At 54.6% G+C, this 25,188-nt stretch carries 22 protein-coding genes; 5 read left to right on the top strand and 17 right to left on the bottom strand.

What is annotated here, in order from left to right:
- Window positions 1–88: 88 nt before the first annotated feature.
- Window positions 89–868, top strand: a complete 780-nt coding sequence (locus tag KDM87_RS15480; RefSeq protein WP_212679977.1) for an EAL domain-containing protein — start codon at window positions 89–91, stop codon at window positions 866–868.
- 225 nt (window positions 869–1,093) lie between these two features.
- Here the strand turns inward: KDM87_RS15480 and trxB are convergent, their stop codons facing one another.
- Genes trxB through mrtJ form a run of 7 tightly spaced genes read right to left on the bottom strand, consistent with a single transcriptional unit; the run spans window position 1,094 to window position 9,107 of the window.
- The gene (gene trxB, locus KDM87_RS15485; RefSeq protein WP_212679979.1) at window positions 1,094–2,041 is read right to left on the bottom strand and encodes a thioredoxin-disulfide reductase; all 948 of its coding nucleotides are present in this window, start codon (window positions 2,039–2,041) and stop codon (window positions 1,094–1,096) included.
- 31 nt (window positions 2,042–2,072) lie between these two features.
- Window positions 2,073–3,893: a protein-disulfide reductase DsbD gene (gene dsbD, locus KDM87_RS15490; RefSeq protein WP_212679981.1), complete on the bottom strand. Its 1,821-nt coding sequence runs from the start codon at window positions 3,891–3,893 to the stop codon at window positions 2,073–2,075.
- The gene (locus tag KDM87_RS15495) at window positions 3,890–4,780 is read right to left on the bottom strand and encodes an FAD:protein FMN transferase (RefSeq protein ID WP_212679984.1); all 891 of its coding nucleotides are present in this window, start codon (window positions 4,778–4,780) and stop codon (window positions 3,890–3,892) included. The genes dsbD and KDM87_RS15495 overlap by 4 nt, the downstream gene beginning before the upstream one ends.
- Window positions 4,780–5,913 (bottom strand): DUF3570 domain-containing protein, encoded by a 1,134-nt coding sequence (locus tag KDM87_RS15500; protein ID WP_212679986.1) that lies wholly within the window; start codon window positions 5,911–5,913, stop codon window positions 4,780–4,782. The genes KDM87_RS15495 and KDM87_RS15500 overlap by 1 nt, the downstream gene beginning before the upstream one ends.
- Window positions 5,914–5,924: 11 nt before the next feature.
- The gene (locus KDM87_RS15505) at window positions 5,925–6,170 is read right to left on the bottom strand and encodes a DUF4266 domain-containing protein (protein ID WP_212679988.1); all 246 of its coding nucleotides are present in this window, start codon (window positions 6,168–6,170) and stop codon (window positions 5,925–5,927) included.
- The gene (locus KDM87_RS15510; protein WP_230407824.1) at window positions 6,167–8,812 is read right to left on the bottom strand and encodes a choice-of-anchor D domain-containing protein; all 2,646 of its coding nucleotides are present in this window, start codon (window positions 8,810–8,812) and stop codon (window positions 6,167–6,169) included. The genes KDM87_RS15505 and KDM87_RS15510 overlap by 4 nt, the downstream gene beginning before the upstream one ends.
- A gap of 16 nt (window positions 8,813–8,828) precedes the next feature.
- On the bottom strand, window positions 8,829–9,107 hold the full coding sequence (gene mrtJ, locus KDM87_RS17895; protein ID WP_212679990.1) for a JDVT-CTERM system glutamic-type intramembrane protease MrtJ: 279 nt from the start codon (window positions 9,105–9,107) through the stop codon (window positions 8,829–8,831).
- Between the two features lie 208 nt (window positions 9,108–9,315).
- Here mrtJ and KDM87_RS15520 point away from each other — a divergent pair, with 208 nt between their 5' ends.
- From KDM87_RS15520 to KDM87_RS15535, 4 genes are read left to right on the top strand one after another with little or no spacing between them, the layout of a single operon-like run.
- Window positions 9,316–9,891: an RNA polymerase sigma factor gene (locus KDM87_RS15520; RefSeq protein WP_212679992.1), complete on the top strand. Its 576-nt coding sequence runs from the start codon at window positions 9,316–9,318 to the stop codon at window positions 9,889–9,891.
- A complete protein-coding gene (locus KDM87_RS15525) occupies window positions 9,888–10,526 on the top strand; it encodes a zf-HC2 domain-containing protein (RefSeq protein WP_212679994.1) in 639 nt (212 codons plus the stop codon). Before KDM87_RS15520 ends, KDM87_RS15525 begins: the two co-directional genes overlap by 4 nt.
- The gene (locus KDM87_RS15530; RefSeq protein WP_230407825.1) at window positions 10,523–11,797 is read left to right on the top strand and encodes a S8 family peptidase; all 1,275 of its coding nucleotides are present in this window, start codon (window positions 10,523–10,525) and stop codon (window positions 11,795–11,797) included. Before KDM87_RS15525 ends, KDM87_RS15530 begins: the two co-directional genes overlap by 4 nt.
- Window positions 11,749–12,465 (top strand): TorF family putative porin, encoded by a 717-nt coding sequence (locus KDM87_RS15535; protein WP_212679995.1) that lies wholly within the window; start codon window positions 11,749–11,751, stop codon window positions 12,463–12,465. Before KDM87_RS15530 ends, KDM87_RS15535 begins: the two co-directional genes overlap by 49 nt.
- A gap of 109 nt (window positions 12,466–12,574) precedes the next feature.
- Here the strand turns inward: KDM87_RS15535 and KDM87_RS15540 are convergent, their stop codons facing one another.
- The 10 genes from KDM87_RS15540 to KDM87_RS15585 form a co-directional block, all read right to left on the bottom strand.
- The gene (locus KDM87_RS15540; protein ID WP_212679997.1) at window positions 12,575–13,033 is read right to left on the bottom strand and encodes a cache domain-containing protein; all 459 of its coding nucleotides are present in this window, start codon (window positions 13,031–13,033) and stop codon (window positions 12,575–12,577) included.
- A 373-nt stretch (window positions 13,034–13,406) separates the two neighbouring features.
- Window positions 13,407–15,650, bottom strand: coding sequence for a xanthine dehydrogenase family protein molybdopterin-binding subunit (locus tag KDM87_RS15545; RefSeq protein ID WP_212679999.1), 2,244 nt, complete (start codon window positions 15,648–15,650; stop codon window positions 13,407–13,409).
- Window positions 15,651–15,663: 13 nt separating this feature from the next.
- A complete protein-coding gene (locus tag KDM87_RS15550) occupies window positions 15,664–16,122 on the bottom strand; it encodes a (2Fe-2S)-binding protein (RefSeq protein ID WP_212680000.1) in 459 nt (152 codons plus the stop codon).
- Window positions 16,123–16,331: 209 nt separating this feature from the next.
- A complete protein-coding gene (locus KDM87_RS15555) occupies window positions 16,332–17,579 on the bottom strand; it encodes a phenylacetate--CoA ligase family protein (protein ID WP_212680002.1) in 1,248 nt (415 codons plus the stop codon).
- 61 nt (window positions 17,580–17,640) lie between these two features.
- Window positions 17,641–18,483, bottom strand: a complete 843-nt coding sequence (locus KDM87_RS15560) for an ABC transporter ATP-binding protein (RefSeq protein ID WP_212680004.1) — start codon at window positions 18,481–18,483, stop codon at window positions 17,641–17,643.
- Between the two features lie 69 nt (window positions 18,484–18,552).
- Entirely contained in the window at window positions 18,553–19,854 is a 1,302-nt protein-coding gene (locus tag KDM87_RS15565; RefSeq protein ID WP_212680006.1) for an ABC transporter substrate-binding protein, read from the bottom strand.
- Between the two features lie 82 nt (window positions 19,855–19,936).
- Window positions 19,937–20,995: a branched-chain amino acid ABC transporter permease gene (locus KDM87_RS15570; RefSeq protein ID WP_212680008.1), complete on the bottom strand. Its 1,059-nt coding sequence runs from the start codon at window positions 20,993–20,995 to the stop codon at window positions 19,937–19,939.
- A gap of 94 nt (window positions 20,996–21,089) precedes the next feature.
- On the bottom strand, window positions 21,090–21,992 hold the full coding sequence (locus KDM87_RS15575; protein WP_186884312.1) for a branched-chain amino acid ABC transporter permease: 903 nt from the start codon (window positions 21,990–21,992) through the stop codon (window positions 21,090–21,092).
- A 24-nt stretch (window positions 21,993–22,016) separates the two neighbouring features.
- Window positions 22,017–22,805, bottom strand: a complete 789-nt coding sequence (locus KDM87_RS15580; protein ID WP_212680010.1) for an ABC transporter ATP-binding protein — start codon at window positions 22,803–22,805, stop codon at window positions 22,017–22,019.
- Between the two features lie 9 nt (window positions 22,806–22,814).
- Complete coding sequence (locus KDM87_RS15585) at window positions 22,815–24,761, bottom strand: AMP-dependent synthetase/ligase (protein WP_212680012.1); 1,947 nt, start codon at window positions 24,759–24,761, stop codon at window positions 22,815–22,817.
- Window positions 24,762–25,188: the final 427 nt, after the last annotated feature.

The raw sequence follows: 25,188 nt of genomic DNA on the forward strand, positions 1-25,188 counted from the left end.
TTCTGCATAAAATCAGATGCGCCTGATGCCAGGCCACAAATAGCGTGCCTGAAGCGGCGCTGTTCTCACCAGAAAAAATAGGTTCGATATGAATTTGCATCCTCTCGCTCAGAGCAATACACCGTCGCCTGCTTGCCAGAAATGTAAAGAAGGTCAGCAGCTTGATTTTGATATTGCATTTGCTTACCAGCCCATCGTTGATCTGCGCAGTCGTACTATCTATGCGCATGAAGCGCTGGTGCGCGGGCCGAATGGCGAATCGGCATTTTCGGTGTTGTCTAAAGTGACGGATGAGAATCGTTATTCATTCGATCAGGCGTGCCGGGTTGAGGCGATCCGGGGCGCAGCAGAACTCGGTTTGCAGGAATATTTGTCGATCAATTTTCTGCCAAACGCGGTCTATCAGCCAGCCGCCTGCATACGCAGCACGTTTGAAGCGGCGCAGCGCTATCAGTTTCCTATCGAGCGTATTATTTTTGAAGTGACCGAAGGTGAGCGGGTCGATGACCGGCCGCATCTGGTCAACATCTTCCGCGAATACAGCCGCTTCGGTTTCCGTACCGCGATCGATGATTTCGGTGCCGGTTATGCCGGTCTGAATCTGCTGTCAGAATATCAGCCGGATATTGTCAAAATCGATATGGATCTGATCCGCGATATCGACACCAGTAAGCCTAAACAAGTGATCGTGCATGGCATTGTTGCAATCTGTGCCGGCTTGAATGTGCGCGTGCTGGCCGAAGGCATAGAAACCAAAGCGGAGCGCGATTTCTTGCGCGCTGCCGGTATCGAGTTAATGCAAGGATATTTATTCTGCAAACCGGCATTTCGCGCAATCGGCGTGATCGATCCTGATGCCTGGGATTGATCATTTAATCGTTGCAGCGCTATTACCTTAAGCAACGTGACGCCCGCGTTTAGTTTTGTAGTTTAGTTCTGTGCGCGGTTTTTCTACCGCCTCCCTCTGCCCTGCATTCGCTCGCAGGAGCGTATCCGGGAATCATCTGGCAATACGCTCTGGTGCGAGGTTTCTAGCCCTGATATTTCTCATATCTGAACGTATTGCTGGCAAACCCGGATACGCGGTAAAACATCAGTGTTCCAGCTGTTCCAGATAGCGTTGCGCATCCAGTGCAGCCATACAGCCGGTGCCCGCGCTGGTGATGGCCTGACGGTAGATCTGATCCTGCACATCGCCCGCTGCGAAGACCCCGTCAACCGAGGTCGCGGTCGCCATGCCCTCATTGCCGCTGCGGGTTTTGAGGTAGCCGTGATGCATGGTTAGCTGGCCTTCAAAAATGGCGGTGTTCGGTTTGTGACCGATGGCGACAAACAGTCCGTGCACGGATAAGGATTCCAGTTCGCCGTTTTCCTGTTGCAGAATGAGGCCGGTCACGCCGCTCTGATCGCCGCACACTTCATGCAAGCGGGCATTGAGCTTCAGCGCAACACTTCCCTGTGAAACTTTCGCCATCAGGCGGTCAACCAGTATAGGTTCGGCGCGGAATTTGTCGCGCCGATGGATCAGCGTAACCTTGGCGGCGATATTCGACAGGTAGAGTGCTTCTTCCACCGCGGTATTGCCGCCACCGATGACGGCGACTTCGCGTCCGCGGTAAAAGAATCCGTCGCAGGTGGCACAGGCGGAAACACCGCGTCCCATAAAGGCTTGCTCTGAGGGTAAACCGATGTATTGTGCCGATGCGCCGGTGGCGATGATGAGGGCATCGCAGGTATAAACACCGGCGTCACCGATCAGGCGAATCGGCTTTTCATGCAGATGGGTGGTGTGTATATGGTCGGCAATCATGCGTGTACCAAAGCGTTCGGCGTGCAGGCGGAAGCGTTCCATCAGTTCCGGGCCTTGCACGCCCATGGGATCTGCCGGCCAGTTTTCGACCTCAGTCGTGGTCATTAACTGACCGCCTTGTTCAACGCCGGTAATCAGCGTTGGTTGCAGGTTGGCGCGGGCGGCGTAGACGGCCGCCGAGTAGCCAGCCGGGCCGGAGCCCAGAATCAGGAGTCGGGAATGAATAATCATCAGGAGTTCTCGTTCAGTTGGTTCAGTTGCTTCAGTTGGCTATGCGCTGAAGCTGACGCAGGAAGGTGTCGGGTGGCATGAAACCGATCACGCGGGCTTGCGTTACTTCTGTACCGCGGGTATTGAACATAATAATGCCCGGTGGACCGAAGAGCTGGAAGCGTTTCATCAGCGCACGGTCATCTGTGTTATTGGCGGTGACATCGACCTGAATGAGCTGTATTCCTTGCAGCACCGCAGCAACGCGGCTGTCTGAAAATGTCATGCGTTCCATCTCTTTGCAGGCGACGCACCAGTCCGCGTAAAAATCCAGCATGACAGGTTTGCTGGCCGTTGCCAGCACTTTGTCCAGATCGGCGACATTGCGGATGCGGGTGAAGTGTGTGTTTTCCTGCGCCGCAGTTTTTTCTCCGGCAAACGCTTTGCCGCCGCGCAGATGCGCCAGTGGCTGCAGTACATCCGTGCCGGAACTGGCGGCACCGATCAGTTCAAACAGACCAATCAGCAACATGACGATACCGAGCGCTTTGGCGGCGTACGCACCGATGCCAGCACCCGGCGGCAGGGCTTTGCCAGTGGGCAGGAAGGCTGCACACAGAATCGCGAATGTTCCCCACAGAACCATCATGGCGGTGACCGGCAGTATCGGGCTGATCATCCAGATCGCCACCGCAATCAGCAGCAGACCGAAGACTTTTTTCACATTATTCATCCATGCCCCGGCGCGCGGCAGCAGACTGCCCGCGGACAACCCTGTCAGCAGCAATGGTGCGCTCATGCCGATTGCCATGGAGAATAAAGCCCAGCCACCGGTGGCTGCATTGCCGGTCTGGCTGATGTACAGCAGCGCCCCTGCCAGCGGCCCCGCGACACAAGGGCCGACGATCATTGCTGACAGCGCCCCCATGATAAAGACACCGGCGATTTTGCCGCCGCTCTGACGTCCGCTCGATTCGCTCAGGCGGCTTTGCAGCGCGCTCGGCAGTTGCAACTGGTAGACATCAAACATCGACAGCGCTAACGCAAACAACAGTGCGCCAAAGGTCAGCAGCACCCATGGCTTTTGCAGTGCCCCTGCAAGTCCTTCACCGGCAAGCCCAGCGCCAACGCCTAGAGCGGTGTAGACGAGCGCCATGCCCAGACTGTAAGCCACTGCCAGCAGCAGGCCGCGTTTGCGTGTGACGCTGCCTTCACCAACGATGATCGATGACAGAATCGGCACCATAGGCAATACGCAGGGCGTAAAAGAGAGCAGCAGACCAAAGACCAGAAATGCGCCGCCGATACGCCATGCGCTGCCGCTTTGCAGGGTGCGTTGTGCGAGCGAGGTATCGTCTTCTGTTGCAGCGGCAGCCGGGGCTGGTGCTGCAGCTGGTGTGCTTACCTGTGTGGCAGCAGGTGCGGTAACGGGTTCATCCATGGAGGCGGCCACCAGCTCCCCTGGAACAGCAGGGTTAACGCTGTAGGTGCGTGCGACAGGTGGGTAACACAGACCAGCATCGGCACAACCTTGATAGCCCACGGTCAGTTCAAATGGTGCGGTGCCGGTGTATGGCACATCCAGCGTAAGCGAGCCATAATAAACTTCCATTTCTTTTCCAAGGTTGTCGTCAAACTGACGTTTTCCATTCGGCAGAGATGGTTGTTTTATACCTGGACCGGTAAAGGACAGCCGTTCTCGATACAGGTGATAATCCGGCGGCATCGTCCATTGAAGCCGGATGGTATGGGCATCGCGCAGTTCTGCTTTCAGCACAAACGCCTGCTCGGGTGAGAGAAAATCTTCTGCTTGTGCAGATGGCAGCCACACCGCGAACAGCAGCGCGCACAGCCAGTGAATAAAGGAACTCATTGTATTCTCCGAAAAATTTGACCTTCGTCATTGATGGCCAGGTAACTCATGCCGGAACGCTCGAGAAAGCCGAGCCCGTCTTTTTCCAGCAGCATCGTGGTTGTGGTACAACTGCCTGCAGTAATTGCCAGCGGTGCCAGCACACTGACGGAACGCCAGTACGACACCGGCATGCCATTGTGCGGATTGAGCACATGACAGTAGCGCCTGCCATCGACTTCCATAAACCGTTCGTAATCGCCGCTGGTGGCCAGTGCGCCCCGGCTGACCGGAATGCTCGCCACCGTCGCATCGCCGGCACGTGGATCCTGAATGCCGATTTGCCAGCTGCTGCCATCAGGGCGCGGCCCCAGAAAACGCATATCACCACCGAGATTGACGTAGCCATGTTGCACACCCAGCCGCGTCAACACTTCGGCCGCACGATCAACGGCATATTCTTTGCCGAAACCACCGAAATCCAATTCCATTCCCGCTGTGGGCAGAAAGACGCTTGCCTTGTCGCGCACGACTTTTTTCCAGCCTATCAGCGGTAGTAATTTTTCCAGGTCGGCTGCAGGCGGTAGCGCGTTGTGGCGGAAATTCCAGGCCTGCCGCAGCACACCGGAAGTGATGTCAAAACGACCGTCACTCGCGGTATGCAGCATGTCGGCATACGTCAGCAGTGCCACAGTTTCTTCGTCACAGGCGACCGCGCGCAAACCCGCCGCCGCATTAATGCGGCTGAGCACACTGTCGCTCTGGTAACGGGAGTATTTGCGTTCAATGCGATGAACTTCCGCGATCGCCTGTGCCGCGAGGTGTTGCCCTTCAATGGCAGCCGCTGCAGCGATACGTATCTCGCAGCGGCTGCCCATGGCAATGAACGCGACAGTGTGCACCGGCATTACCACAGTCGTGTGAATCCTACTTGCAGGCTGGTCGCGCGTAGCGGTGCCAGACCCGGACTGCCGCTGCCGAACAGACGCCACGAGCCGCGTTGTTCGTAGCGTTCCAGTTTCATATCCACACTCCAGTCCTGATTGATTTGCCGGGCAATTTTCAACCCGGCGGTGATCGCACCGAAGCCTGACAGACGTTGATCCGCCGAAGTCAGTGCGGAGCCACCGAAGACATAGCCGGGCGGGAATGGCGGGCCGATTCTGGCATCGTAGACCGGATCGAAATAGAAATTCGCAGCGCGCTGCGAATACCCCCGCAGTGCCGGTGTGATGGTCCAGCCGCCGGATAAGGACTGCACCCATTCTGCCGACACGGTGTTAGCACTGATGCCGAAGCTGTCGCGGTAATAGCGGTAGCTCAGGCGGCTGCTGGCATCGGCATTGATGAAGCGATGATTCCATTGCAGCAGCAAGGTGTTCTGATCACGCGTACGCGGGCGGTTGTCTGCCAGTTTGTACGGATCGGAATAGTAGCCATGTCCGGCGCTGTGAGTGTACGTCAGTTGCGCAATATCGACCGGGGTAAGAACCTGCGTGATACCCGCGAGGACATTGATCGTCTGACGGCTTTCATTGGTGACGATACGGTTTGTTGGATTGATGGCATCGTCCGAGCCGCCAACGCCGAATGTCCAGGTCGTGTTTTTGTCTTCGCTGAGCAGGCTGCCTTGCAGCGACAGCGCACGTGAGCGATAGTCATGCTCGGTAGAGAAGGCCGCACCGACACTGATACTGCCTTGCGGCAGATAGCGCGTGACGGCAACATCGCCCGCTTTGCGTAAATCGGACATCCGTGAAGCACCTGAAACCGCGGTGTGATAACGCGGTGACGCGCCCGAAACTTCATCCGTGGTCACGCTGGCCGCCAGCGACCATTCACCGGCGATTGGTGCCAGCACCGACACCGCAGGCGCATGTACCCGTATTCTGTCCATGCCCGCCTGGTCTTCTTTGTATTGCAGGTATTTCACACTGATGGCACCGCGTTCAGGTGCCGTTTCAGCGTGAACGACGCCTGGCAGCAGCATCGCTGCTGCCAGCAATGCCTGTCCTAAGGAGGGCTGTTTTTGTTGATCCATGGTAGTCCTTGTCAGTTACAGCCGCAGCCGCCACCGCCGACGGCACTGCCGCCGGATGCCGCTTCTTTGCTGGTGTAGATATGTTCATTGAAACGGGTGGCGAGCCCGTCGTTTTGCATCAGCATGTCGGGACGCGCCAGCTCGCCTTTTTCCCAGGCTTTCACCGGCGTCAGCGCACAGCCGGAAAGCCCGCTGACGATGGCGCACAGCAGGAGTGCCGGACGGATTGCCCGGCGAATCTGAATACAGCTGCTCATTTGGCGACTCCCAGTGCTGTTTTGATACGGCTTTCCAGTTGCTCACGATCAGCTGCGCGGAAGCCACTGTGTTCATACAGCACCTTGCCATCCTGTCCTATCAATACGCTGCTGGGCATGCCCTTGATACCGTACGCACGCGGTGCAGTACCGTTAGGGTCGAAAGCGATAACGAAGCGGGCAGGGGTGCTAGCAAGGAAGTTGCGGGCGTCATCCACTTTGGCATCGACGTTAATGCCGATGATTTGCAGACCCTGATTGCCGTAGCGAGCCTGCATTTCATTCATCCATGGAAAAGACTGGCGACAAGGGCCGCACCATGAAGCCCAGAAATCGACGTAGATCAGTTTGCCCTGATACTGATCGAGTTTGACGCTGCCGTCAGGCCCATTCAGCGTGAAGGCTGGCGCCGGTTTGCCGGTTTCCAGTGCCGATGCCGGTGCAGGCAATGCGAGTACGGCGCAAGTTGCAACACTGGCCAGCGTTGTCGCAATGGTCGCAGCGTTTGCGGCGCTGGCACGGCGACGTCGCCACACCAACACACCTGCGGCCAGTGCAACGAGCACCGCTAACATCGGGTCATTGCCATCCTGTGCTACGGAGCAGCCGCCACCGCCACGATTCTGTGACTGTGCGCCCGTGTTATTCACCGGAGCAGCGGCCTCACCCTGACCGCTGAGAGCGATCGTCCAGTTGCCGTTGCTGGCCTGCAGTTGCAGACTGCCGCTGATGCTGCCAGCCGTTGATGGGACAAAACTGACAGGTAAATCGCAAGAGGCACCGGCAGCCAGTGTCAGCGGGAAGGAAGCACAGGCGTTACTGTCGCTGACGATGGCAAATGGTCCGCTGAAGCTGGCGCTGTTGAGCGTCAGTGCGGCACTGCCGGTATTGGTCAGTGTGAAGCGTTTCAGTGCCCCCTGACTACCGATGGCAGCCTTGCCGAAATCAAACGACTGCGGGTTGCTGGTCAGGCTGGGTGTTGTTGTCGGTACGGCGATGCCGTTACCGCTGAGGTGCACGCTGAATTGTGCGCCGCTGTCTGTCACCAGCAACAGATCGGCGTTCCGGCTGCCGGTGGCCGTCGGCCTGAAGCTGGAATCAATGCTGCAGTTGCCGCCGGGGCTGACTGTGGCACCGGTAACGCAACTGCCTGCCAGTGCAAAATCTCCGGTATGAGTGCCGCCGATGACCAGCGATGTGATCTTCAGCGCGGCATTGCCGTTATTGCTCAGCGTGGTGCGGTGTGCGCTGGCCTGTTGCCCTACCTGTGTATCAGCGAAGGCGATGGCAGCGGTATCCGACATCACAGGGCGTGCTACGGCAGCGGTGGTGCCTGAACCGCTGACGCTGACAGACAGATCCGGTGCATTGGAGCGTATCAGCAGTGTGGCGCTGATATTTCCTGTCGCCGTCGGTGCGAATAAGAGTGGCACGTTGCAACTCGCCGCCACCGCCAGCGTTCCGGCGCAACCGCCGCTACCGATCGATACTGCCGGAGCGCCACTGACAGCAATGCTGCTGAAGTTGATCGGTACATTGCCTTGATTGCTGATGCTGACATTTTGCGTTGTGGCAGTAGCACCTATCGTTTGTGTGCCAAATGACACTGCGCCCGGATTGGCTACCAGCGACGGTGCGGCAGCACTGGCACTGCCAGCCAGACTGACGGTGACATTATTGTTGCTGGCGTCTGAGACGAGATTCAGATTTGCACTGAATGCACCGGCAACAGCAGGATTGGCGGTGACGGTGACGGTGCAACTGCCGCCCGCTGCAACGGGAGCGGACGTTGCACACGTGCCGCCCAGTCTGAATATCGTGGCATTCGTACCGGACAGCGAGATGGCACTGAAATTCAGCGTTGCCTGCCCGGCGTTATTCACGGTGATGGTCTGTACCGGTGAAGTGCTACCGGTCAGCATTGAGCCGAAATTCAGGGAGTTGGCAGAAATCGCAACCGTGGCCGTTGGTACGGCATTACCGGTGCCACTCAGCGGAATACTGCTGCTGCCACCCGTGGCGTTGTGATTAATTGTCAGTGTGCCGCTGCGTGCACCGGCTGCCGACGGACGGAATACCAGTTGCACCTGACATGCAGCACCTGCAGCCAGTACGCTGCCTGCGCTACAACTACCGCCGTTCATGACAAAGTCACTGGCATGATTACCGCCGACGCTGATAGCGCTGATGTTCAGCGTGGCATTGCCACTGTTGGTGAGCGTTGTACTGAGGGCGTTGCTGTTCTGACCGACGGTGGTGCCTGCAAATGACAGGCTGGCCGGTGCCAGCGAGGCGACTGCAGAGGCGGTCACATTCGGATTACCGATGAAGGCAGCAAGATCGGCAATCTCGGCGGCATTGAATTTGCCGTTGTAGAGCGACCCCATGCCACCACGGTTGGCGGCAAAAGCGCTGCTGATCACGCTTGGGTTATTCGCGGCAGCGAGAATACCGCTTACGTTATTTGCGGGGGAGGCACTGTGACATGATGCACATGAGGTGCCGCCGGAAACGGGACCATTCAGATACAGGCTCTTCCCGTTGAGCGCATCGGCTGCCTGTGCTGCCGGGGCAAGGGCAAAGAAAGCCCACATGCCGGCTGCGTATAACGCATGAGGTTGTGGGGGGCGGATTTTTTTCATCGATACTCCAATCAGTTTAAGAAACACACACGTCGATCACCAATAAATTGCACAGGCCATGTATCAGCGCACACAGTCGCCAGTCCCGCCAGCGCTGGTAAATCACGCCGAATAACAAACCCGGCCAGAACACCAGCATTGCTGCCGTCAGTCCCGCACTCAAGTGCAGGGTGCTAAAAACCAGTGCGCAGACCAACAGCGCTGGCAGTGCTGTTGTCCGTTGCAGCAACCACGCATGCAGACCCGCGCGCATGATCCATTCCTCCAGCAGCGGAGCCACGAGAACGAGGCGCACAACGGTGCCCGCGTCAGGAAAGAGAAGGGCATGGCTGCAAAAGAAAGGTGGCGAGGCAAACACGTTGGTCGGGCAATCCGTTATTGTTGTGACGGTCAATACCCGCATCTGTGAAAATGGTTCAAAATTGCGGCAAAAATTTATTTTTTTATTTGGTTTGAACTTTTCTCCTCCCGCCCGGTATAGACGTGCCAGAAGGAGAAATGGCATGCGGACAGGCAGGAGCGCTGGTGTGGCGGATGAATTGGATGAGAATGCGGTATTACGGCGAATATCCGGCGGGGACAAACTCGCCTTTCAGGCGCTGTATCGCGTTTATTTCTCCCGTCTGGCACGTTTTCTGAACCGTCTGACACGCAATGTGCCGCTGATTGAAGAGATCATTAATGACACGATGCTGGTGGTCTGGCAAAAGGCGGCGACGTTTGATGGCAGTTGCAAACCCTCGACCTGGATTTTTTCGATTGCCTACCGCCAGGGACTGAAAGCCTTACGCGGACTGGATGAGCCGCTGGAGCCGCAGGATGAACTGTCAGGCGAAACCGGAAATGGGCCGGAACATGCGATGGTGGCGCATCAACTGCGGCAAGGTGTGAGCCGGGCGATTGATCGCTTGTCAGTCGAGCAGCGCGTGGTCGTCAGCCTGACCTATTACCACGGCATGGCCTATCAGGAGATTGCTGACACGATGGGGTGCCCGGTAAATACGGTGAAAACCCGTATGTTCCACGCGCGCCAGAAACTGAAGGATATGCTGTCTGATCATATGGAAGAAATGGAATGAGCACCCCAATCACAATGAGTGACGCAGAACATGAGGCACTGCAGGAATTGCTGCCCTGGTACGCATCCGGTGCGCTGAGCGAGGCGGATGCCGGTCGTGTGCAGGAACACCTGCGTCACTGCGCCGTCTGTCGCGAAGAACTCACCTGGCAGCGCAGTCTGCTGGCAACGGAGAGCCCTTTACCCGCAGGTCTTGATCCGGAACGTGCACTGGCGCGGCTGATGCCGCAGCTCGATGTCGTTGAATCCGAGCCGCCTGCTCGCCTGCTTACCCGCCTGCAGCGCTGGTTACAGGCAACAGGTTGGCAGGGATGGGCGATGGCCGGGCAGTTTGCCGCCATTGTTGTGCTGGCAGTGCAACTCTTGCCGCATCAGGAAGCCCCGGTATATCAGGCTCTGGGACGTGGTGCCGCTGCCACGCCAGATGTGCTGGTCGTGTTCAGACCGGATGCCCGCCTGCAGGATGTGCAGCGTATTTTGCAGTCGCATGGGGCGCAGATTATCGGGGGACCAACCGTAACCGGCGCTTATATGCTGGAAGTTGAACCGGAACATCAGGTGCCATTGCTGCAGGCATTACGCGCTGAGCGCTCAGTGGAAATGGCTGAATCGCTGACCGCCGGAAGCCCGCCATGATGCGGGTTCTGATGCTCGTGCTATGTCTGTTGTCCGGTGCGGAGATAGCAGCGGGCGAACAGGACTTACCCCAAATCCTCTCGCTGGCTGATGTGAAAGCGGAAGCGCCAGTAGTCGAACACGCGGAAATACTGGTGATGTTGCATCTGCCGGCGCCACACTTCCGTACAGATGCTTATGGCAGCCTGAATTATCGTGAAGATGCGGGGCATGCAGCGCGTAAGCGCATTGCGCTTGAACTGGCGCAGGAATATCAGCTCGAGCTGATAGAAGACTGGGCAATGCCGGTGTTGAATGTCGATTGTTACCGCATGCGTCTGCCTGCTGATAAAGCAGCGGCACCTGTATTGGAAGCGTTGTTGCATGACCGTCGCATCGCGTGGGCGCAACTGATACAGGGATATGTCGCCCAGGCAGGAAAAGACCCCTTGTATCGTATGCAGCCTGCCGCTGAGCCGTGGCATCTGGATGAGGTGCGTAAAGTGGCAACCGGGCGTAAGGTGATGATCGCGGTGGTCGACAGCGGCGTGGAAAGCAGCCACCCGGATCTTGCAGGACAGGTGGCAGTAGAGGAAAATTTTGTCGATGAACAGCAACGTGTTCCTGAGCTGCACGGTACGGCTGTCGCCGGGATCATTGTGGCGCGTGCTGGCAATGGTGTCGGTATCGAAGGCATTGCGCCAGATGCACGACTGATGGCTTTGCGTGCATGCTGGCAGACCGGGGCTGCGACCCGCTGCAACAGTTTTACGCTGGCCAAGGCGCTGAATTATGCGGTGTCGAAAGGTGCGCAGATCATTAATCTCAGTCTCTCGGGGCCGCCGGACAGGTTATTACAACAGTTGGTTGAAGTGGCGCAGGCGCGCGGAATCCGCGTGGTCGGTGCGGTGGATCCGGCGCGGCCAGACGGCGGTTTTCCCGCCAATATGCCGGGAGTGTTTGCGGTAGCGTCGGATGGTGGTGTGCCACGCCATGGCTTGCATCCCTTACTGGCTCCCGGAAGGGATATTCCGACGACGATGCCTGGCGGGCGCTGGGGAATGGTCAACGGGTCATCCTACGCGGCTGCGCATGTCACCGGGATGCTGGCGCTGCTGGAAGAGCTCAGGCCTCAGTTTCCGGCCGCCAGATTGCATGATGCGATTGTACTGAATGAAGGAAGTGCGGCGTTGACGGGGATAGATCTTTGTGCAACCCTTATGCGTATTTCAGGAAAATGTTCATGCGTGTGTCTATCCAGTTCCGGCAGCCGGCTCTCACGCTCACCCTGAGCAGTTTTCTCCTTTTTTCCGCACCTGCAGTGTACGCACAGATCAGCGGCAGCGCCGGTGTTCTTTCCAATTACATGTATCGCGGCGTCTCGCTCAGCGACGATAAAGCGGCAGCGCGTCTGGTGTTGAATTATGACGATCCGGCTGGCTGGTTCGCTGGCGGACAAGTTGTGTCGGGTCAGCTTTCCACGGAAAACAGTCGCCATGCACAATGGACAGGTTATGCGGGCTATGCGCAGCGTCTGTCGTCTGGTCTGGCCTGGGAGACGGGCATGACGACCTATCTTTTTCCTGCCAGCCCGAACTGGAATTTTCAGGAAATTTATGCGGGGCTGTCTGGCGAAGTGCTGAATCTGCGCCTTCATTACTCTCCCGATTATCTGGGATTTGGCGAGCGCACACTGTATGCCGAGCTTAACAGTGGATGGGCCTTGATGCAGCGCTGGCAGGCATTTCTGCATGGCGGCTATCTCTATTCCCGCGACAATGCGCGAAACAGTCTGAGCGAAGCACGCATGGGTCTTGCAACTTCGTACTATGGTTGGCAGGCACAGGTTTCCCTCGATCTGACCAGACTGCATGGCGCAAGAAAATCGGAATTCTATGGGACAGCAAGCAGCGGCGAATGGCACCGCAAAATCGTTTTCTCGGTAGGCCGTGCCTTTTAATCCAACTTATTGCCGCTGCTGCCATCTTTGATTTTCGTGTAGCGATGCATTTCTGATCAAGCCGCAGATGAGCGGCGTTGAATTGCATGACGTCGCCGGCACGACAGCTTTATTTATAAACGCCGCAAGCGAAAACCAGATCGCCTGCTTTTTCGTAATAAGTGGATTTCTGCTCGATTGCTTTGGTAGTTGGATTCGGCCATTTGTAATCAACCCAGCCCTTGCCTTTGGTGGCAATCCCGGCCAGTACTTCTTCAACAAAGGCTTTGTTATCGACATCGCGCAGACTGCGCAAATCTTTACCGACCAGACGCGCATTGGCGCCGTGTGCCAGCGCCTTGCCATTCAGCTCAGTGACCCAGATGTACAAATCACGATCGACGAAACTGCCTTTAGGATTATTGAATTCGGCCAGTGCTTTTTCCTGACCATTCGCCTTCAGATAGGCGATTGCTTTTTTAACCAAGGCTTCCGCTTCCTGTTGTGTTCCATGTTCCGCCGCCATTACCGATTGGCTGATGAACAAAGAGAAAAAAGCAAAAGTAAAAAATTTCAATATTGAACGCATAAACTTGTCTCCGGTTTCGAAATATAAGAATTATTTTTTTGAAAAATACTGAGCACGTCGCCAGACTTCAGCAGCTCAGATACCTGTTCATAATCAGCTTGCTACGATTAGTCACAGGGCATGAATGATCTTACTTCATGTACTACGGCTATCGCGCTATTTTTGCATCTCAGCGTCGCGTTTTCGCAAAGAAAAAGTATTTCAGGATTGAATTTGTTTTTTCGGCGTGAGACTTTTCCCCGTCGTGGAGTATTCGTCGAAAGTGAAGCAAATGAATTAGAAAAACGGCGCATCGCTGAGTGAGCCGATGCGCCGTTTTTGAGGTAGTAACTAAGCGAGTATATTGCCCGCTTGATCTTTGTGGAAACCGGATTTACGCCAGTTTAAAGGGCAGTTCGCGTAAGCGCTTTCCGTTCAGGCGTGCCAGTGCATTGGCAAACGCCGGGGCAAGTGCTGGCAAGCCTGGTTCACCCATGCCTTTTGGTGCGTCGGCGCTTGGCACGATATGCACCGCAACTTTTGGCATGTCGGTAATGCGTGGCACGACGTAATCACCGAAATTGCTTTGTTCGACCACGCCGTCTTTCAGTGTGATTGCCGCGCCCGGCAGACACATGGACAAGCCCATCAAGGCGCCGCCTTGTACCTGTGCTTCCACGCTCTTAGGGTTGACGGCCAGATTGCAATGGACGCCAGCGGTGGCGGTCAGCAGTTTTGGCACACCATTTTTGATGGTGGCAGTGACAACGTAGGCCACCACGGATTCAAATGATTCATGTACCGCAACACCCCAGGCCTGACCAGCGGGCAATTTCTTTTTGCCATAGCCGGATTTTTCCACCGCCATCTGCAGTGCTGCCTCGTGACGCGGATGTTTGCCTGCCATGAGTTTCAGGCGATAGGCGACCGGGTCTTGTTTTGTGGTGGCAGCGATTTCGTCGATCAGCGTTTCCATCACAAAGGCGGTATGGGTTGAGCCGACACTGCGCCACCACAATACCGGTACATTCTGTTTAGGATGATGCACGGTCAGGCGCATCGGCATGGTGTACGGTTCTTTCATGCCTTCAACCGCGGTGCCATCGATACCGTCTTTGATCATCATGGATTCGAACAGTGTCCCGGCAACGATCGATTGCCCGACAATCACGTGATCCCAGCCGAGTATATTACCGCTCGCATCAAAGCCCAGATGCGCGGTATGCAGATGCATAGGGCGGTAGTAGCCGCCTTTGACGTCATCTTCGCGGCTCCATACCGTACGTACCGGTGCTGTCAGACCAGCGCTCTGCGCAGCCTTGAGCACCTGACAGGCTTCGCTGACGTAATCGCTGGTGGTGACACCGCGTCGGCCAAAACCACCGCCCGCCATTTGTGTATGTACCAGCACTTTTTCTGGAGCGATACCAAGTATTTTCGCTGCCGCCATGCCATCGAAACCAGGCATCTGCGTGCCTGTCCACACTTCCGCGCTGTCGCCTTTGATGGCGACGGTGCAATTCAGTGGCTCCATCGGCGTGTGTGCCAGATAAGGGAAGACGAATTCAGCTTTGATCTGATGCGGCGCGGTTGCCAGTGCAGAAATATCGTCTTTGTATTTCTGATTGCCGCCTTGTTTTGCCAGCGCTTTGTAGCTCGCTAATTGCGCTACGCTGTCGACTTTTTCAACGGCGCTGGTATCCCAATCAATTTTCAGCGCATCGCGGCCTTGCTTTGCCGGCCAGTAGCCATTCGCAATGACAGCCACAGATTCGCCGCCTCGGTCGCCGGGAATGCGCACTACAGTCTGCACGCCTTTGATTGCTTTGGCAGCGCTGTCATCAACAGATTTTATTTTGGCACCGAAGACAGGCGGACGGGCGATGACAGCGGTCAGCATGCCGGGCAGATGGACGTCGATACCGTAGTCTTGTGTGCCGGTCGATTTAGCTTTTGCATCCAGACGCCCGATCGGCTTGCCGATCAACTTGAATTGTTTTGGATCTTTCAGTGTTACGGTGTCCGGCACGGCTTGCTGCATCGCCGCTTCTGCGAGTTCACCGTAGCTCAGTTTTTTACCGCCCGGCCCGACGACAACACCATTTTCAGTGACTAAACTGGTGGCGTCCACTTTCCATTGCGCAGCCGCGGCATTCACCAGCATGGCCCGGGTACGGGCGCCGAGTTCGCGATACTGCGTGTAAGAATTTTTAATCGAATTTGAGCCGCCGGTCAGGTGAATGCCAAAAGCCGGATCAGCATAAGCGGGATTATTGGTACCGTGGACGCTGCGGACTTTCGACCAGTCGGCGTCGAGCTCTTCCGCCAGAATTAAAGGCAGGCCGGTTTGCACGCCCTGACCGAAATCGAGACGATTAATCGTCACAGTGACGACGCCATTGTTGTCTATGCTGACAAAAGCGCCGGGTTGCTGTGTCGGTTTCAGTGTCGCAGTCTGCGTTGTTCCGGGCGCGTCTGCGGCACTGGCGAAAACAGGATAGCAGCCGAGCGCAAAGCCAGAAGCACCAGCCATCTTCAGGAAAGTACGGCGCGGCATAGATTCTGTCCGCGGCGACAGCTTTTCGGCGAGCGCGAGCAGGTGTTTAGGAATTTCCAACTGATGAGATTCAAAATGCATGTTGTTCTCCTGATTAAGCCAGCATGCTGGCAGCATCGTGAATCGCCGCGCGGATGCGAACATAGGTGCCGCAGCGGCAGATATTGCCTGCCATTGCCGCGTCGATGTCGGCATCAGCAGGTTTTTTATTGGTTTTAAGCAAAGCCGTGGCGCTCATGATCTGGCCGCTCTGGCAATAACCGCATTGGGCGACATCGTGTTTAATCCACGCTGCCTGCACCGCTTTGCCGACCTTATCGTTGGCTATGGCTTCAATCGTCGTGATTTTTTGTCCGGCGACCGCGGAAACCGGCGTCACACACGAGCGTGTTGCCTGACCGTTGATGTGAACAGTACAGGCACCGCACAGCGCCTGACCGCAACCGAATTTCGTACCGGTCAGACCCAGTGCGTCACGTAATGCCCACAGTACGGGCGTGGATGGATCAACGTCCACCTGATGTTGTTTGCTATTGATATCGAGCGTCGTCATGGAATGGGTCTCCGGCCAGATGAGGGTAGGGAATATTAAAAACGGGCAAAAAAGCGTTCCGTACGGATGCGCTTTGGGATGCACTATAGAATATTTTCAACTTTTCTGTGCGGGAGCGAAAAAAAGGGCGCTGTTCAGCGCCCTGCACAGGGGAACAATCAGTTCAACAGGATAAAAAAATGTGCGTTCTGAGTGAGCAACAGTAAGTGTCATTCATAGCGGCGTGTGTCGTCGATGACCTTGCCATCATTCGGCAGACTGCCCGCCGCGACAAACAGTACCTCGCCCCGTAATTTGGTTACGTCGCGCAGAGTGGCGATGATACTGGCTTGCAGTACATCGCTGTGATCCGGCGTTTCACAATGGAGGGTCATCACGTCATTTGCCATTTCACCGCTGACGACTAAACGCGCTTTTTGTACTTGTGGATGGCGTTTGACGACTTCCGCAATTTGTGACGGATGAACGAACATGCCTTTGACTTTAGTGGTCTGATCGGCACGTCCCATCCAGCCTTTGATGCGTTGATTCGTGCGGCCGCAGGGCGAAATGCCTGGCAGGATCGCTGACATATCGCCAGTGGCGAAACGTATCAGCGGGTAATCCGGGTTGAACGAAGTCACGACAATTTCACCGACTTCACCTTCCGCGACCGGATCACCAGTGCCCGGACGCACAATTTCGAGAATGATCTCTTCATCCAGCACCATTCCCGGATTCAGCACACCATCGCTCATGGTTTCATAGGCGATATTGCCGATATCGGCGCTGGCGTACATTTGCAATACATGCGGCACGCCATGATCTTTCAGCCATTGGCGCAATGAGGGAGGCAAGGCTTCGGCACCGACCAGCGCCTTTTTGATGCTGGAAATATCGGTACCGCTATCGGCCGCTTTTTCCAGAATAATTTTCAAAAAACTCGGAGTACCGATATACGCATCGGGGCGCAGTTCTGCGATTGCCTGCACCTGCATTTCTGTCTGCCCTATACCCGCCGGAATCACGGTGCAGCCGAGCCTGGCCGCGGCGCTTTCGACCATGAATGCCGCCGGGGTGAAATGGTAGGAAAAGCAATTCTGTATCAGATCACCGCTGCGCAAGCCCGCCGCATACATAGGTCGCGCAAAGCGCCACCAGTCCGGTGATTTTCCCTCTGGGTCAAAAATCGGGCCGGGGGACATGAAGATTCTGGTGAGCGAGCGCGGCGGCGTGGTTGTTAAACCACCGAATGGCAACTGTTGCTGCTGCAAGGTTTTGAGGTCTGACTTCCGTGTCACTGGTAGCTGCGCGAGTGCTTGCCGTGAGTTGATGTCATTTGCCGACACCTCTTTCAGTATCGTGGCCCATCCTGCGGCGGTTTGCGCCTGTGCAATCAGTAGTGGCAGCCGCTGCATCAGCGCCTGTTCGCGGCTCTGCGGGGTACGGGTTTCCAGCGCGTCCAGATATTCAATCATGACGTTCTCTTCGTAATAGGAATGGGGAGGCCGATGTTCTGTGATGTTCAGCGATGCTTTGTTACGCCAGCCAGCGCTTGCGACGACGATAAAATTTCATGTCGCGGAAACTTTTACGACCAGCACCGGAAACACCGAGATAAAACTCTTTCACGTCTTCATTACTCGCGAGATCGCTGGCGTCCCCCTCCATCACGACGCGACCGTTTTCGAGGATGTAACCGAAGTCGGCATAACGTAGTGCGATGTTGGTGTTTTGTTCGGCCAGTAAGAAGGAAACCTGTTCCTGCTGATTCAGGCTTTTGACGATCTCAAAAATTTCTTCCACCAGTTGCGGTGCGATACCCATCGATGGTTCATCCAGCAAAATCATGCTGGGCTTGGCCATCAGCGCCCGGCCGATCGCGCACATCTGTTGTTCGCCGCCAGAGGTGTAGCCCGCTTGCGAATTGCGGCGTTCACGCAGGCGTGGGAAGTAGTGATAGACCTTTTCCAGTTCGGCTTTCAGATCAGTCCGGCTGAGTGTGCGTGTGTATGCGCCCGTCAGCAGATTCTCTTCCACGCTTAAATGACCGAAACAATGGCGTCCTTCCATCACTTGTGACAGACCGCGTTTCACCAGTTCGTTCGGCGTCAGATGATCGACACGTTGCCCCTGAAACGTAATGTCACCCTTGGTGATGTCGCCACGTTCGTTTTTCAGCAAAGTGGAAATAGCCTTCAGCGTGGTTGACTTTCCGGCGCCATTCGCACCCAGCAGTGCAACGATTTTTCCTTGCGGTACTTGCAGGGAAATGCCTTTCAATACCAGAATCACATGATCGTAGATCACTTCGATATTGTTGACACTGAGATAGGCTGGGTTGTTGATCGCGCTCTCAGACGAAATGGAATGTATGCTCATAATATGCCTGTATTGACGGTCGGCGTAACAGAGATATCCGTTGCCGGATATCTCCTGATTCAGGAAAAATTACTTCAGACAAGCCGGTGTGATTTTTTTCTCTGCGGCATATTTATTTGAAGACTCTTCCAGCATCGCGCGGGTCAGCGCTTTATCACCGACCACCCAGTTCGGTGTGATGGCTTTCCACTTGTCGCCGGTCCACTGCTGCACTTTGACGGCACCTGAACCTTCATGGTCTTCACACGAGGTTTTTACTGGTGGGAACATACCAAGTGCACCAAGAGCTTTCTGACGTGCTTCATCGACATTCAGATTTTCAAAACCCCAGCGTATCTGCTCTGAAGTCATCTGCTTGCCTTTACCGTATTTTTCCTGCGCTTTCAGTATCGCTTCCGACCACAAGATCGCGGCAGTCACACCACGCATGTGATACACCGAGCCGATACGGGTTTTATCGCTGAGATTACCTTTACCGGCCGCATACACTTTGCTGCGCAATTCATCGAGTACAGGATAATTGCCCGGTGTGTTAAAGGTCATCGAGGTGTAGCCTTTTGCCGCATCACCTGCAGGCACTGCATCTTCCTCAGAGCCTGCCCACCAGACACCCAGCATTTTTTCACGTGAATAACCGTTGCGTTGTGCCGTTTTAATCGCAACCGCATTCATCACGCCCCAGCCCCACAGAATCACATAATCAGGATTGGCCTGACGGATTTGCAGCCATTGTGATTGCTGTTCATTGCCAGGGTGGGCGACCGGGATTTTGATCAGTTCAAAGCCATATTGTTTGGCCTGGGCTTCGAGGACAGGAATTGGTTCTTTACCGAAAGCGGAATCGTGATACAGATGCACGATTTTCTTCCCTTTGAGCTTATCCATTCCACCGGATTTGTCACCCAGATATTTCGTCATCGCCGCTGCCTGATTCCAGTAACTGGTGATCAGCGGGAAAATATACGGGAACACTTTACCGTTGGCCGCGTCGGAACGGCCATAGCCCAGCGTTGTCATTGGAATTTTATCTTCAGCAACGCGATCGAGAATGCCGTAAGCGATGCCGGTGGACAGCGGCTCAACTAATGATGCGCCGCCCTGGGATTTTTTCAGTCGCTCATAGCATTCAACACCGCGCGAAGCATTGTATTCAGTCTCGCACTCTTCCCATGTGATCTTGACGCCATTCAGTCCGCCTTTGGCATTGATCAGGTTGAAATAATCGATGACGCCGCCGTAAAAGCCGGAGCCGCCCGCCGCATAAGGGCCGACGCGGTATGACAGCAGTGGAATGTACTGGTCATCTGCCTGCGCGACATTCACGGCACCTATCATTGCCGATGCCAGTAGTATTGATTTCATCAGTTTCATATTGTCTCCTGTTGGTTGGATGGGTAGAACGGCGCCTTCATCTTGGCGCTCTGTATTGATAAAAAACGACGACGGTAAAAACTTAATGCGGGAAAGGCCACAGTCTCAGTTTTTCTTTCGTGATCTGCCACAAACGTGCAAGCCCATGTGGTTCAACAATCAGGAAGAAAATAATCAGCGCGCCGAATACCATTAATTCGAGATTCGATGCGATGTTGGTCGGTAGCGATAAGAAATGGGCGATCAGATTCAGAAACACCGGCAGTAAAACAATAAATGCGGACCCAAGAAATGAGCCGAGAATAGAGCCGACGCCGCCGATGATGATCATGAACAAAATACGGAAAGACAGATCGAGGTTGTAGGCTTCCGGTTCGACCGTGCCCAGATAAGCATACGCATATAAAGCACCCGCAATGCCGCAATAAAACGACGACACCGCGAACGCCAGCAACTTGGTGCGCATCAGGCGAAAGCCAATCACTTCAGCTGCCACGTCCATGTCACGCACCGCCATCCACGAACGACCGACATTCGAGCGCACCATATTTTTTGCCAGTAAAGCCATCACACAGACGATGGACAGGGTCAGCAGATATTTTTTGACCGGTGTGTTGAAGCTCATACCCATGATCACAATTTCCTGCGCGGTGATCACACCGGAAGAACTGTAATTGGTGAACCATTGGATTTTAGTCAGACACCAGACCACAAAAAACTGCGTTGCCAGCGTCGCGGCAGCCAGATAAAAACCACGTATGCGCAGCGACGGCAAACCGAAAGCGATACCGACCATTGCCGCTGAAATACCACCGAGTACAAATGCCAGCAGGATTGGAATGCCAGGTACACGCAGCATGAAATTGTAGGAAGCAAACGCACCGACTGCCATGAACGCAGCCGAGCCTAACGATAATTGGCCGGCATAGCCGGTCAGGATATTTAAGCCCAGTGCCGCCAGTGAAAAAATCAAAAACGGAATAAAAATCGCAGAAAAAGCGTAATCAGATGCGAGTAATGGCACCGCAAAAAAAGCGGCGCACAGCAACAGCGCAACGCCGATTCTGTCCTGGCGCAGTGGGAATATCTGATTGTCTGCCTGATAGCTGGTTTTAAATTGTCCTGCTTCACGATAGAACATAGTGTTTCCTTAAGTCTTATTATTCATGCGCCTTTCCAGCCATTTTTGTCTGGCAAGGCAGAATATGATTGGGGTTTGCTCAGCGCAATATGGTTTAAATCCTGCGTATGATTTTTTCGCCAAACAAACCTTCCGGCCGCACCAGCAGAAACAGCAATGCCAGTACATACGGGAACCAGCCCTCGATACCGCCACCGACCAGCGGGCCGATATACACTTCTGCCAGTTTTTCTGAGGCACCGATAATCAGACCACCAACGATTGCGCCGGGTACGGAGGTGAAGCCACCGAGGATCAATACCGGCAAGGCTTTCAGCGCAACAAACGTCAGTGCAAACTGCACGCCATTGCGGGCACCCCACAGCAAACCTGCCACCAGTGCGACAAAACCGGCAACTGCCCAGACGATGCCCCAGATTTGTTGTAGCGGAATGCCGACTGCCAGTGCGGCCTGATGATCGTCCGCGACTGCCCGCAGCGCCCGCCCAATTTTTGTTTTGGAAAACAGCAGTGCCAGACCGGTGACGAGAATGGCGCAAATCAGGGCGGCAATCACGTCGAACTGCGACACCAGAATATTGAATTTTTCCATCAGAAATTCTATGGGCACGTCTTCGATTGGCAGTGTCAGTTTGTGCGGTTGGGAACCCCACAATAATTGCGCCAGCCCTTCGATGAAAAAGGTCAGACCGATGGTTGCCATGAAGAGCGTGATTTCGGGTTGATTGACCAGTGGCCGTAACACGATTCTTTCTATAGCCAGACCCAGTACGATCATCACTGCCATCGTCAGCGGTATGGCGACCCACATCGACAGATCAAATTTTTCACTGAGACCAACACAGGTCAGCGCAGCAAAAAACACCATCGCACCCTGTGCGAAATTAAACACGCCGGAGGCTTTGTAGATCAGCACAAAACCAAGTGCAACCAGTGCATACATCACACCTGACAACAGGCCACCGATGAGCACTTCAAAGAAAAAACTGAGATTCATTTTGTTTTCCTCAAGACGGTGGTGTCAGTGTGCAACGCCAAGATAGGCATTGATCACTTCCTGATTTGCCAGCACTTCTGCCGGTGTGCCATCGCCGATTTTCTTGCCGTAATCGAGCACCACCACGCGGTCAGAAATATCCATCACGACACCCATGTCATGTTCAATCAAAACGATGGTGGTGCCGAGCTGATCATTCACATCGAGAATGAAGCGGCTCATGTCCTGCTTTTCCTCGACGTTCATGCCTGCCATCGGTTCATCCAGTAATAAAATTTCAGGTTCAGCGGCGAGCGCACGGCCGAGTTCAACCCGTTTTTGCAAACCGTAAGACAAGCGTCCTACCGGTGTTTTGCGGATGTGCTGAATTTCCAGAAAATCGATGATTTCTTCGACTTTTTCTCGGTGAGCAATTTCCTCTTTGCGAGCTGAACCCAGATACAGTGCCTGCATAAGAAAATTACATTGCATTTTCAGATTACGCCCCGTCATAATGTTATTGAGCACGCTCATACCTTTAAACAAAGCGATGTTCTGAAACGTACGGGCGATGCCGCTTTTCGCAGCCGCATAGGTATTCATGTCTTTGCGCTGGCGCCCGCGATAGGTGATCTGCCCTTCCTGTGGCCGGTAGACGCCGTTGATCACATTCAACATCGAGCTTTTACCGGCACCATTCGGGCCGATAATCGCGCGGATTTCATGCTCTCTGACATTGAACGAAATATTTGTCAGCGCTTTGACGCCACCGAACGACAAGGAAATGCCTTGCAAATCAAGAATGACTTCACCGGTTTTTCTTTTATTGGTCATCACTGTTCCTTATGCCACATGCTGCTGGGCTGCAAATGTCTTGACATCACTGATGTGCAGATCTGCACTGACAGTACCCTGGCGGCCATCTTCAAATTTGACTTGCGTTTCTATGTATTGCGAGCGTTTGGCTGAGTACAAAGCTTCTATCAGTACCGCATATTTTTCTGCGATAAATTTGCGCCGGACTTTGCGTGTGCGGGTCAGCTCGTCGTCGTCCGGATCAAGCTCTTTGTGCAGGATCAGGAAGCGATGTATCTGTGTGCCTGCCATCAACGTTTCATTCGCCAGATCGGCATTCACCTTTTCTATGCACGACATAATCAGCTGATACGTCTCTGCTTTTGCGGCCAGATCGGTGTAACCGGCATAGGCGATGCCGCGTCGCTCAGACCAGTTTCCGACGGCTTCCATATCAATGTTGATGAAGGCGCAGACATGGTCTCTGTCATGACCAAAGGCGACGACTTCTTTGATGAAAGGGAAGAACTTGAGTTTATTTTCTATGTAGTTCGGTGCAAAGATATCGCCATTGGTGAGCTTGCCGACGTCTGCTGCGCGGTCGATGATTTTCAGATGCCCTTCGGTGTCAAAGATGCCTGCATCGCCCGTATGAAAGTAGCCTTGGTCATCAATCACTTCGGCGGTGGCATCCGGCCGTTTGTAGTAACCGGTCAGCATCGCGCTTGATTTCACCAGCACTTCACCATTCTCTGCCAGTGTCACTTCCACGCCAGGCGCTGCCTGACCGACGCTGTCAAATTTGATGTTGCCATCCGGTTGCAGACAAACATAGGCACAGGTTTCGGTCGAGCCATACAACTGCTTCAGATTGATGCCGATAGAGCGATAGAAGCGGAACAGATCCGGGCCTATCGCGGCACCCGCGGTATAAGCGACCCTGACCCGAGATAAGCCGAGTACATTTTTCAGCGGCCCGTAAATCAGGAATTCGCCAATCCGGTAATTGAGTCTGGCGAGGGTTGGAACCGGCTTGCCATCAAGAATGTCAGCACCATACTGCCGTGCGATTTCCATGTAATACTGAAACAGATGCTGTTTGACAGCGCCTGCATCTTCCATGCGTATCATGACGGTGGTCAGCATGTTTTCGAAGACACGTGGCGGTGCGAAATAATAGGTAGGGCCAACTTCACGCAAATCGGTCAGCACGGTTTCGCTGGATTCCGGGCAGTTCACAGTAAAGCCGGTGACCAGCGCTTGCGCAAACGAGAATAAGTGATCGCCTACCCAAGCCATCGGCAGATAAGAGAGAATATCTTCGTTGGCGCTCAGTTGATCAAAGCCTGCGCCGCCGATAGCGGCCGCCATGAAAGAGCGATGACTCTGGCATACGCCCTTTGGTTTACCGGTCGTGCCTGAGGTGTACAGCATGACCGCGGTATCTTCTGGTTGCCCGAGTTCGATCTGCTGCATAAAAAACTCAGGATGGGTACGGTCATACATGCGCCCGGTTTCCTGCAAACTGGCGTAAGAGACCAGCTCTGGCTGATGATAATGCCGCATGCCGCGTTCATCCTCAAAACAGATGTGCTGTATGCCGGCATAGTGCTGTTTGATGTCGAGTAATTTATCGACCTGTTCCTGATCTTCAACAATCGCAAAAACAATCTCGGCATTCTCAAGTACATACGCCATATCGGCTGCCGGCGCGTCCTGATACAAGGGTACCGGAATACCACCGAGGCACTGCGCTGCCATCATTGCCCAGTAAAGGCGCGGCCGGTTGTCACCGATAATCGCGAGATTCATGCCGCGCTGAAACCCTTGCGCTGCGAGACCGCAGGCGAGTGCGCGCACTTCCTCGTTGACCTGTTGCCAGTTCCAGGTTTGCCAGATACCCAGATCTTTTTCACGGAACGCCGGGTGCTGCGGGCGCGTTTTTCCGTGTTCCAGCAGTAATCTCGGGAACGTTGTGTTCTCTGTTTTTGTCATGTCTCCACCACCAGCCTTATTTGTATTGGCCTGTCTGGTCAGCTGTACGATACTTTGATCGTTTAAGCAGCCAGTATGATTGTGTCTTTTTTATGAGTTTCTTTACTGCGTCTTACATCAGACTTACTGCAGGTGTCATCTGCTGCTATTGAAACTGTCTGGCATTGTTGATACCGGTCTGTGTATAGCAATCAACGATGTTTAAGTGGCTCGATTGCGTGTCAGCTCGCTTACAATGTCTCCAACAGGATTCAGGCAATTGATTCCGGCGTATCAGTGTATTGATGCCGGATGCTTGTTTGTCAGTCCTGAATCATTATTTTTGTTGATCAGATACTAGTTGCTTGTACCCGCTGCGGCTGTCGTTTAACTGACAATCTGACGGAATGAAGCAACTTTCGGTGGTGCGTTGCACAAATATGGCGAA

Source organism: Cognatundibacterium rivi (assembly GCF_018139565.1).
Taxonomy (GTDB): domain Bacteria; phylum Pseudomonadota; class Gammaproteobacteria; order Burkholderiales; family Burkholderiaceae_D; genus Undibacterium; species Undibacterium rivi.

Excerpts from the sequence above, each read along its gene's own strand:
- KDM87_RS15480 (WP_212679977.1), top strand. The coding sequence starts at position 89 with ATGAATTTGCATCCTCTCGCTCAGAGCAATACACCGTCGCCTGCTTGC.
- trxB (WP_212679979.1), bottom strand. The coding sequence starts at position 2,041 with ATGATTATTCATTCCCGACTCCTGATTCTGGGCTCCGGCCCGGCTGGC.
- dsbD (WP_212679981.1), bottom strand. The coding sequence starts at position 3,893 with ATGAGTTCCTTTATTCACTGGCTGTGCGCGCTGCTGTTCGCGGTGTGG.
- KDM87_RS15495 (WP_212679984.1), bottom strand. The coding sequence starts at position 4,780 with ATGCCGGTGCACACTGTCGCGTTCATTGCCATGGGCAGCCGCTGCGAG.
- KDM87_RS15500 (WP_212679986.1), bottom strand. The coding sequence starts at position 5,913 with ATGGATCAACAAAAACAGCCCTCCTTAGGACAGGCATTGCTGGCAGCA.
- KDM87_RS15505 (WP_212679988.1), bottom strand. The coding sequence starts at position 6,170 with ATGAGCAGCTGTATTCAGATTCGCCGGGCAATCCGTCCGGCACTCCTG.
- KDM87_RS15510 (WP_230407824.1), bottom strand. The coding sequence starts at position 8,812 with ATGAAAAAAATCCGCCCCCCACAACCTCATGCGTTATACGCAGCCGGC.
- KDM87_RS15520 (WP_212679992.1), top strand. The coding sequence starts at position 9,316 with ATGCGGACAGGCAGGAGCGCTGGTGTGGCGGATGAATTGGATGAGAAT.
- KDM87_RS15525 (WP_212679994.1), top strand. The coding sequence starts at position 9,888 with ATGAGCACCCCAATCACAATGAGTGACGCAGAACATGAGGCACTGCAG.
- KDM87_RS15530 (WP_230407825.1), top strand. The coding sequence starts at position 10,523 with ATGATGCGGGTTCTGATGCTCGTGCTATGTCTGTTGTCCGGTGCGGAG.
- KDM87_RS15535 (WP_212679995.1), top strand. The coding sequence starts at position 11,749 with ATGCGTGTGTCTATCCAGTTCCGGCAGCCGGCTCTCACGCTCACCCTG.
- KDM87_RS15540 (WP_212679997.1), bottom strand. The coding sequence starts at position 13,033 with ATGCGTTCAATATTGAAATTTTTTACTTTTGCTTTTTTCTCTTTGTTC.
- KDM87_RS15545 (WP_212679999.1), bottom strand. The coding sequence starts at position 15,650 with ATGCATTTTGAATCTCATCAGTTGGAAATTCCTAAACACCTGCTCGCG.
- KDM87_RS15550 (WP_212680000.1), bottom strand. The coding sequence starts at position 16,122 with ATGACGACGCTCGATATCAATAGCAAACAACATCAGGTGGACGTTGAT.
- KDM87_RS15555 (WP_212680002.1), bottom strand. The coding sequence starts at position 17,579 with ATGATTGAATATCTGGACGCGCTGGAAACCCGTACCCCGCAGAGCCGC.
- KDM87_RS15560 (WP_212680004.1), bottom strand. The coding sequence starts at position 18,483 with ATGAGCATACATTCCATTTCGTCTGAGAGCGCGATCAACAACCCAGCC.
- KDM87_RS15565 (WP_212680006.1), bottom strand. The coding sequence starts at position 19,854 with ATGAAACTGATGAAATCAATACTACTGGCATCGGCAATGATAGGTGCC.
- KDM87_RS15570 (WP_212680008.1), bottom strand. The coding sequence starts at position 20,995 with ATGTTCTATCGTGAAGCAGGACAATTTAAAACCAGCTATCAGGCAGAC.
- KDM87_RS15575 (WP_186884312.1), bottom strand. The coding sequence starts at position 21,992 with ATGAATCTCAGTTTTTTCTTTGAAGTGCTCATCGGTGGCCTGTTGTCA.
- KDM87_RS15580 (WP_212680010.1), bottom strand. The coding sequence starts at position 22,805 with ATGACCAATAAAAGAAAAACCGGTGAAGTCATTCTTGATTTGCAAGGC.
- KDM87_RS15585 (WP_212680012.1), bottom strand. The coding sequence starts at position 24,761 with ATGACAAAAACAGAGAACACAACGTTCCCGAGATTACTGCTGGAACAC.